The sequence below is a fragment of the Intrasporangium sp. genome, assembly GCF_039812505.1.
In the GTDB taxonomy this organism is placed as follows: Bacteria; Actinomycetota; Actinomycetes; order Actinomycetales; family Dermatophilaceae; genus Intrasporangium_A.
Genome location: NZ_JBDIAQ010000172.1, coordinates 1 through 6,966, shown reverse-complemented (window position 1 = coordinate 6,966; position 6,966 = coordinate 1). Strand labels below are relative to the sequence as shown.

Annotated in this window: 5 protein-coding genes; 2 read left to right on the top strand and 3 right to left on the bottom strand. The window is 70.2% G+C overall.

The window, feature by feature from the left end; all coding sequences use genetic code 11:
• Positions 1–187 precede the first annotated feature (187 nt).
• Positions 188–1,525, top strand: coding sequence for an NADP-specific glutamate dehydrogenase (gdhA, locus tag WMI84_RS16015; protein ID WP_347354776.1), 1,338 nt, complete (start codon positions 188–190; stop codon positions 1,523–1,525).
• 92 nt (positions 1,526–1,617) lie between these two features.
• Here the strand turns inward: gdhA and WMI84_RS16010 are convergent, their stop codons facing one another.
• The 3 genes from WMI84_RS16010 to acnA form a co-directional block, all read right to left on the bottom strand.
• The gene (locus WMI84_RS16010) at positions 1,618–2,079 is read right to left on the bottom strand and encodes a carboxymuconolactone decarboxylase family protein (RefSeq protein WP_347354774.1); all 462 of its coding nucleotides are present in this window, start codon (positions 2,077–2,079) and stop codon (positions 1,618–1,620) included.
• Positions 2,076–2,444, bottom strand: coding sequence for a carboxymuconolactone decarboxylase family protein (locus WMI84_RS16005; protein WP_347354773.1), 369 nt, complete (start codon positions 2,442–2,444; stop codon positions 2,076–2,078). The genes WMI84_RS16010 and WMI84_RS16005 overlap by 4 nt, the downstream gene beginning before the upstream one ends.
• Before the next feature lie 80 nt (positions 2,445–2,524).
• A complete protein-coding gene (acnA, locus tag WMI84_RS16000; RefSeq protein WP_347354775.1) occupies positions 2,525–5,332 on the bottom strand; it encodes an aconitate hydratase AcnA in 2,808 nt (935 codons plus the stop codon).
• A 230-nt stretch (positions 5,333–5,562) separates the two neighbouring features.
• Here acnA and WMI84_RS15995 point away from each other — a divergent pair, with 230 nt between their 5' ends.
• The gene (locus WMI84_RS15995; RefSeq protein WP_347354772.1) at positions 5,563–6,834 is read left to right on the top strand and encodes an MFS transporter; all 1,272 of its coding nucleotides are present in this window, start codon (positions 5,563–5,565) and stop codon (positions 6,832–6,834) included.
• The last annotated feature ends 132 nt before the right edge of the window (positions 6,835–6,966 follow it).

The following is a 6,966-nucleotide window of genomic DNA, read 5'->3' as shown; positions in this document are numbered from 1 at the left end:
CCACGCGTTGCCGATGACGAGGTCGACGCTGTCGTCCTTGCGCTTGTCCTTGACCAGGACCGCGCCCGGCACATGCCCCGGCAACGTCCGGCTCGTGACCGCATCTGCGGGGGGCGGGGGTCGCTTGGCAGAATCGCGTCCGTTACGACGACCCCAAGGAGGTCCTCCGATGACCGCGACAACCGAGTTGACCCCGCAGTTGCAGGAGCTGTACGAGGTCGTGCTGCGGCGGAACCCGGGCGAGCAGGAGTTCCACCAGGCGGTCCTCGAGGTCTTCGAGTCCCTGGCTCCGGTCGCGCGGAAGTACCCCGAGTTCGCGCAGACCAAGATCCTCGAGCGGCTCTGCGAGCCCGAGCGGCAGATCATCTTCCGTGTGCCGTGGGTCAACGACCGCGGCGAGGTCGAGATCAACCGCGGCTTCCGGGTCGAGTTCAGCTCGGTGCTCGGGCCATACAAGGGCGGGCTGCGCTTCCACCCGACCGTCTACCTGGGGACCATCAAGTTCCTCGGGTTCGAGCAGACCTTCAAGAACGCCCTGACCGGCATGCCCATCGGCGGCGGGAAGGGGGGCAGTGACTTCGACCCGAAGGGCCGCAGCGACCGTGAGGTCATGACCTTCTGCCAGTCCTTCATGACCGAGCTCTACCGCCACATCGGCGAGTACACGGACGTGCCCGCCGGCGACATCGGCGTGGGTGCTCGCGAGATCGGATTCCTGTTCGGGCAGTACAAACGCATCACCAACCGCTACGAGTCCGGCGTCCTGACCGGCAAGGGTCTCGGTTGGGGCGGCTCCCTGGTCCGCAAGGAGGCCACCGGGTATGGCGCCGTGTTCTTCGGCGACGAGATGCTGCACGCCCGGGGTGACTCGTTCGACGGCAAGCGGGTGGTGGTGTCGGGCTCCGGCAACGTGGCAATCTACGCCGCCGAGAAGGCTCAGCAGCTCGGCGCGACCGTCGTGGCGTGCTCGGACTCCGGTGGGTACGTGGTCGACGACGCCGGTCTCGACCTCGACCTGCTCAAGGCCGTCAAGGAGGTCGAGCGAGGCCGCATCAGCAGCTACGCGGACCGGCGCGCGGGTGCCTCCTTCGTCGCCGACGGCAGCATCTGGAACATTGAGTGCGACATTGCTCTGCCGTGCGCGACCGAGAACGAGCTCGACGACCAGGCCGCGATCACGCTGGTCAAGAACGGCGTCCAGGCCGTGGTGGAGGGAGCCAACATGCCCTCCACGCCGGCCGCGACCCGCATCTTCCTCGACGCCGACGTCCTCTTCGCCCCCGGGAAGGCGGCCAATGCCGGCGGGGTGGCGACCTCGGCCCTGGAGATGCAGCAGAATGCCTCTCGAGACCGGTGGACGCACGAGTACACCGAGGAGCGGCTGGCCGGCATCATGCGGGGCATCCACGAGCGGTGCGCGGCCAGCGCCGACGAGTACGGAGCCCCGGGCAACTACATCGTCGGTGCCAACACCTCGTCCTTCGTCCAGCTCGCCGAGGCCACCTTCGCCCTGGGTGTGATCTGACCGACGGATGATGCGAGAGACCGCAGCCACGACCGGACCGACGGGTGACCGCAGCTACGACGGAACCGCAGCGCGATCGGACCGCCACCCGGTCAGTCGTCGTGCAGGTCGGGGGTCTGGTGGATCGTCACCGCCAGCCGGTTCCACACGTTGATCGTCACGATCGCCATGATCAGGGTCACGATGTCCCGCTGCGTGAACGTAGCCGTCACCGCGGCCCACACGTCGTCCGAGACGCCGTGCTCACCGATCAGGGTGACCTCCTCGGTGAGACGCAGCGCGGCCTGCTCCTGTTCGGTGTAGAGGAAGGCCGCCTCGCGCCAGGCCGAGAGCATGTCGAGCCGGGACTGCTTCTCACCGTCCTGTCGCGCCTCGTGGTGGTGCATCGACAGGCAGAAGGCGCACCCGTTGAGCTGCGAGGCCCGGATCTTGACCAGGTGGATCAGGCCGGGCGCCAGCCCCTGCGAGTGGATGAAGCGCTCCATGCCGAGCACGGCGGCATACGCCTCGGGGACGGTGTCCTTGATCGAGAGCCGTTCCTGGCCAGCGCTCACGACGAGGAGCCGTTCGGCGAGGTGTGCTCGTGCGGGGCCACCCGGTCGAGCACGTCGAGCGCGATCGTGGAGTGCGCGTAGGCTCCGCCGGCGCGCATCTCCGCCGCGACCCAGATCGCCTCCATGATCTCCTGCTGGGAGGCCCCCTTGCGGGTGGCGAGCTTGGTGTGGCCGGTGATGCAGTAGGGGCACTGCGTGGTGTGGGCGACCGCGACGGCGATCAGCTGCTTCGTCTTCTCGTCGAGGGCCCCCGGTGAGAAGACCGCCCTGCTGAACGCGTTCCACGCGTCGTTGATCTCCGGCGCGAGCTCGGCCCGGTGCCGGCCGACCTCGGCGGTCGCGGCGGGGAACAGGTCATGGGTCATGCGGGTTCTTCCTCCTTGTGTTCGTACGACGCCGCGGCCGGCCGGTGACCGAGCGGCCGCGGCGCAGGGACCTGCGCGGGTTACTCGGTGGGTCCGAGCAGCTGGCGCAGGACGTAGGTGAGGATGCCGCCGTGGCGGTAGTAGGCCTCCTCGGCCGGGGTGTCGATGCGCACGGTCGCGGCGAACTCCGTGGTGGCGCCGTCCTTGTCGGCCCGCACCGTGACGGTGCGGGGGAGCGGGTCACTGCCGGCGAGCCCGACGACCGAGAAGGTCTCGGTGCCGTCGAGCCCCAGGGTCCCGGCGTTGGTGCCGTCCTCGAACTGCAGCGGCAGTACGCCCATGCCGATGAGGTTGGAGCGGTGGATCCGCTCGTAGGACACGGCGATCACGGCGCGCACACCGAGCAGCGTGGTGCCCTTGGCGGCCCAGTCGCGCGACGAGCCCGACCCGTACTCCTTGCCGGCGACGACCACCAGCGGCGTGCCGGCCGCGGCGTAGTGGGTCGCGGCGTCGAAGATGGTCGTGACGGGGCCGCCGGCCTGGGTGAAGTCACGGGTGAACCCGCCCTCGGTGCCGGGGGCCAGCTGGTTGCGCAGCCGGATGTTGGCGAACGTCCCGCGGATCATCACCTCGTGGTTGCCGCGGCGTGACCCGTAGGAGTTGAAGTCCCTGCGTTCCAGGCCGTGACCGGTCAGGTACTGGCCGGCCGGGGAGTCGGTCTTGAAGGCACCCGCCGGGCTGATGTGGTCGGTCGTGACCGAGTCGCCGAGCAGGGCCATCACACGCGCGCCCGCGATGTCGGTGACCGGGGACGGCTCGCGGGTCATCCCGTCGAAGTACGGTGGCTGGCGCACGTAGGTCGAGCTCGGGTCCCACTCGAACCGGTCCCCGGCGGGCACCGGGAGGCCCCGCCAGTTGTCGTCGCCGGCGTAGAGGTCCGCGTAGCCCTCGCGGAACATGCTCGACTCCAGTGACTCGCCGATCAGCTGCTCGACCTCGTGCTCGCTCGGCCAGATGTCGCGAAGGTATACGTCGTTGCCGTCGCCGTCCTTGCCGAGTGGCTCGGTCATGAGGTTGGTCCCGAGCGTGCCGGCCAGGGCGTAGGCGATCACGAGCGGCGGGGAGGCCAGGAAGTTCATCTTGACCTCGGGGTGGATCCGCCCCTCGAAGTTGCGGTTGCCCGAGAGCACCGAACAGGCGGTCAGGTCGTGTTCGGTGACCGCCGCACTGACCTCCGGGATCAGCGGCCCGGAGTTGCCGATGCAGGTCGTGCAGCCGTAGCCGACCAGGCCGAAGCCCAGCTTCTCGAGGTACGGGGTCAGACCCGCCTTGTCGAGGTAGTCGGTGACCACCCGGGACCCCGGCGCCAGCGACGTCTTGACCCATGGCTGGCTCTTCAGGCCCTTCTCGACGGCGTTCTTGGCCAGCAGGCCGGCGCCGACCATGACCGACGGGTTGGAGGTGTTGGTGCACGAGGTGATCGCGGCGATGACCGCGTGCCCGTGGTCGACGGTGGTCGTCGTGCCGTCGGCGAGCGTGACCTCGACCGGGTTGGAGAGCATCTCGTGCTCGAGCCCGTCGTCGAAGGGCTGCCGCGGCAGGTCGCTGTCCTTGGCCGCGCTCACGGCGATCGGGTCGCTGGCCGGGAACGACTCCTCCTCGGCCTCGTCGAGCCCGACCGAGATGGCCTGCTCGTAGGTCTGTCCGGACAGCAGCCCGCTGACCGTGCGCGGGGCGACCCGCAGGGGGATGCGGTCCTGCGGCCGCTTCGGGCCGGCGATGGACGGCTCGATGGTGCCCAGGTCGAGCTCGACGACGGTGCTGAACTCCGGCTCGCGGCTCGGGTCGAGCCACATGCCCTGTTCCTTGGCGTAGGTCTCGACCAGGCGAACGTGGTCCTCGGAGCGTCCGGTGAGGCGCATGTAGCTGAGTGTCTCGTCGTCGATGGGGAACATCGTGGCGGTGGAGCCGTACTCGGGGCTCATGTTGCCGATGGTCGCCCGGTTGGCGAGCGGCACGTTGGCGACGCCGGGCCCGAAGAACTCGACGAAGCGGCCGACCACCCCGGTCTGGCGCAGCAGCTCGGCGACCGTGAGCACGAGGTCGGTCGCGGTCGTGCCGGGCGGCAGCTCGCCGTGCAGCTTGAGCCCGACGACCTGCGGGATGAGCATGCTCATCGGCTGGCCGAGCATGGCCGCCTCGGCCTCGATGCCGCCGACGCCCCAGCCGAGCACGCCCAGGCCGTTGACCATCGGGGTGTGCGAGTCGGTGCCGACGAGGGTGTCCGGGTAGGCCAACGGGCCCTCGTCGCTGTCGCGGGTGAACACCACCCGGGACAGGTGCTCGAGGTTGACCTGGTGGCAGATGCCGGTGTCGGGCGGGACGACCTTGAAGTCGCGGAAGGCCTGCTGCGCCCACCGGAGCAGCTGGTAGCGCTCCTTGTTCCGCGTGAACTCGAGGTCGGCGTTGATCCGGGAGGCATCCGGCCGGGCGAAGGCGTCGACGATGACCGAGTGGTCGATGACCAGCTCGGTCGGGATGAGCGGGTTGATCTTCTGCGGGTCGCCGCCCAGCTCGACCATGGCGTCGCGCATCGCGACGAGGTCGACGACGCACGGCACGCCGGTGAAGTCCTGCATGAGGACCCGGGCCGGGGTGAACTGGATCTCGGAGCTCGGGGTCGCGGACGGCTCCCAGGCCGCCATGGCCTGGATCTGCTCGGTCGTGACCAGGCGTCCGTCCTCGTTGCGCAGCAGGTTCTCGAGCAGGACCTTCAGACTGTAGGGCAGCCGCTCGGTTCCCTCGATCCGGTCGAGGCGTCGGATCCGCCAGGAGTCGCCTCCCACGGTCAGCGTGTCGAGCGTGCCGAAACTGTCCATCGTCATGATGCGCTCCTCGCGTCGGGTCCTGCTCGCAACTCTAGGCATGTCGCTGCGGCGCTCGCCAGTGGTGGCCTCGTGCCGGCCCGCTGATGGCCTCGCGGCTGACCCGGTTGTCGACGTCGCGCGACGCCTCCGTACGGTGAAGAGGTGGATGCCGCCGTGAGCCCCCGTCGTCGCAGCACTGCGGGCGGTCATCGGGGCGAGCGCTCCGCCGCCGGCGTCGTGCGTCGGTCGTGGTGAGCGCGGGCACCGATCCCGTCCCGGGTTCCCCCGGCCGGTCCCCCGGTCGGTTCGCCCGCGGCGCGGGCGGGGCCGTCGCGCTCGCGTCGCTCACCGTGGGCGGCTTCGCCATCGGATGCACCGAGTTCGTCGCGATGGGCATCCTGCCCGAGGTCGCGGCCGAGTTCGACCCCGCCGGCTACGCCCGCAGCCACGCCGACGCGGTGGCCGCCATGTCGGTCTTCGTCTGGGGGTATGCGCTGGGGGTCGTGCTCGGCGCGCCCGTCCTCGGCGCCCTGTCACCACGGTTCCGGCAGGGCCGGTTCGTCGCGGGTTCGTTGCTGGCCATGGCGGTCCTCACCGCCACGATGGCGCTGATGCCGAGCTTCGGTTCGGTCGTCGTCCTCCGCATCCTGGCGCCCCTGCCGCATGCCTCCTACTTCGGGGTGGCCGCGATCGTCGCCGCCGGGCTGCTCGGTTCCCGCCACGCCGCGCGCGGCGTCGCGGTCGTGCTCGGGGGGCTCACCATCGCCAACGTCGTCGGGGCTCCCGTCGGGACCTGGCTCGGCCAGTCCCTCGGCTGGCGGGTGAGCTACCTGTCGATCGCCGGGGTGTTCGCCGTCGCCGCCGTCGGCAGTGCCTGGTCGCTGAGCGGGCACGGCCCCGACCGGGCGCCACGGTCGCCCTTGCACCGCGCGCTTCGCCCCCTGGTGAGCAGGCCTCTGCTCGGCACGATCACGGTCTACGCCTTCGTCAACGCCGGCCTGTTCTCGGTGCTGACCTTCGCGGCGTCGATCATCACCACGGTGGCCGGGCTGCCCGTGGCATCCGTGGCTCTGGTCATGGCCGCGATGGGGATCGGCATGACCGTCGGCAACTATGCCGGGGGCGCGATCGCCGACCGCAGCTGGGCGGCGGCGGCGGCGTTCTCGGCGCTGACCGCGGTGCTGGGGTTCGCGGCACTGGCGGGCGCAGTGCGGTGGCCCGTTCTGGTGTATCCGGGCTTTGCCCTGATCGGGGCGACCGCCGGGTCGGTCACCCCCTTCGTCCAGGTGCGGCTCATGCGCGCGGTGCCGAGCAACCCGCAGCTCGGCTCTTCGATGAACTCCCTGTGCGCCAACGCCGGCAGCGTGATCGGCGGCGTCGTGGCCAGCGCCGCCATCGCGAGCACCGGTGCAGTGCTGGCGGCGGTCTGGGTCGGGGCGGCCCTGACCGGCTCGGGCTACCTTGCCGCCACGATCTGGGAGCGAGGCAGGGCGACGCGGGGCGGGTCCGCGGCCGCCCGGTGACCAACCGCGATTTCTCCTGAGCGTGCGCGTGCCGTAAAGTTGATCCTTGGGTGTCGTGCGCCTGCACGCCATCCGTTTCTGTGCCGACCCGCTCAGGGGAGGCCACTTGAAGATAGACGGAAGATAGACGGA